Source organism: Dietzia sp. SLG310A2-38A2, assembly GCF_014145095.1.
Classification (GTDB): domain Bacteria; phylum Actinomycetota; class Actinomycetes; order Mycobacteriales; family Mycobacteriaceae; genus Dietzia.
The window spans coordinates 13,931-15,515 of record NZ_JAALDX010000282.1; the positions used below are offsets into that span (position 1 = coordinate 13,931).

Below are 1,585 nucleotides of genomic sequence, written 5' to 3' on the forward strand. Positions count from 1 at the left end.
CGGTGATGGCGGCGGGCCGCTCGATCGCAGAGGTGTACACCCTGCTCCCCGCCTTCGGGGCCGTTAGCGACGCCCGATAGCCGCTAGCGAATCAGCCATCACTCGAGTCTCCGACGGCGGGCGGTGTGAGTGTCTCGTACATTCGGATCGCTACCGCGGCCGCCGAGGCCGCGCTGACGACGGCGGCGGCCCACACTGCCGCGTGCATCCCCATGGCGTCGGCGACTATCCCACCGAGCACCGCACCGACTGCGTAACCCAGGTCGCGCCACACGCGGTACACCCCGACGGCTCGTCCCCGCCACACGGGATGGGCCACGTCGCCGATCGCTGCCAATAGCGTCGGATAGACCATCGCGGTTCCTGCTCCCAAGATCACGGTCCCCACCGCCCACACGCCGAATCCACTGCCGAGCGCGATGACGACCAACGCGGCCGCCTGCGTGGCCATCCCCACCGAGATCAGGTGCTTGCGACCGACCCGGTCCGAGAGCGCGCCGGTGAACAGCTGCCCCACTCCCCAGACGGCGGGGTAGAGCGCGAACAGGAGCCCGATCTGCCCCACGGACAGACCCGCGGTGCCGAACAACAGGGGGAACAGTCCCCAGGACAAGCCGAAGTTGAGATTGTTGACGAGCCCGGCCTGGCTCGCCGAGGACAGGGCCGGTTCCTTGAAGCTGGTCTGGATCGCGATCTCGCGGTCTGTCATGTCGGCGTGGAGATGGTCGTGCAGTCCGTCGGGGCGGGCAGTGTGCCGCCCCGCGTCCAGGAGTGCGTGATCGCGCGTCTCGCGGACGAAGATCCCGGACAGCACCAGAGCCAATGCCGTGTAGGCCAAGCCGACCAGGAACGGCGCCGGTCGCAGACCGTACTGCCCGGCCAGGTAGCCGGCGAGCAGCGAGGTCACCGCGACCGCGCCGTAACCTGCCGCCTCGTTGAGCCCCATCGCCAGACCGCGCTGTCGCGGGCCGACGAGGTCGATCTTCATGACCACGGTGGTGGACCAGGTCAAGCCCTGGTTGATGCCCAGCAGGATGTTCGCGGCCACCACCCAGCTCCAGTCGGGCGCCCAGATGAGCATGAGTGGCACCGGGATGGCGAACAGCCACCCGACAAGCAGGACGGGTTTACGTCCGAATCGATCGGAGAACGTCCCGGCGAAATAGTTGGCGATCGCCTTGGTGATGCCGAAGGCGGCCACGTAGGTGAAGATGAACGTGTAACCGGTCAGGCCGAAGACGTCCGTGGCCAGCAGGGGAAGCACGGTCTGTTGCTGACCCACCATGCCGCCGACCAACGCATTGATGGCCACGAGCAGAGTAAACTGGGCGGCGTTGGCTTTCAGGCCGAGCTCGGGTGTTCGTTTACTGGCCATGCTTCACCTCCTCGCGATCAACCGCGTCAGGGCGGTGTCGCCTCTATCGCGTGCCGCTCCCCTGGTGAGTGAGTAGCGACGGCACAGCACGGCTCTCCGACGAACGCAGCGGACACCGGTCGACGGCGATGAAGCAGACGGCGGCGGCAAACGCCAGCAGAGCGACAGTGCCGAGGATGATCGGTGCGGCGGGGAAGGGCAGTTCCTGGG

1 protein-coding gene is annotated in these 1,585 nt (G+C 67.3%); it reads right to left on the reverse strand.

Going from position 1 to position 1,585, the window contains the following annotated elements:
- Nucleotides 1–91: 91 nt before the first annotated feature.
- Nucleotides 92–1,375: an MFS transporter gene (locus tag G6027_RS10410; protein ID WP_182637114.1), complete on the reverse strand. Its 1,284-nt coding sequence runs from the start codon at nt 1,373–1,375 to the stop codon at nt 92–94.
- Nucleotides 1,376–1,585: the final 210 nt, after the last annotated feature.

Coding starts and splice junctions, on each gene's coding strand:
- G6027_RS10410 (WP_182637114.1), bottom strand. CDS start 1,375: ATGGCCAGTAAACGAACACCCGAGCTCGGCCTGAAAGCCAACGCCGCC.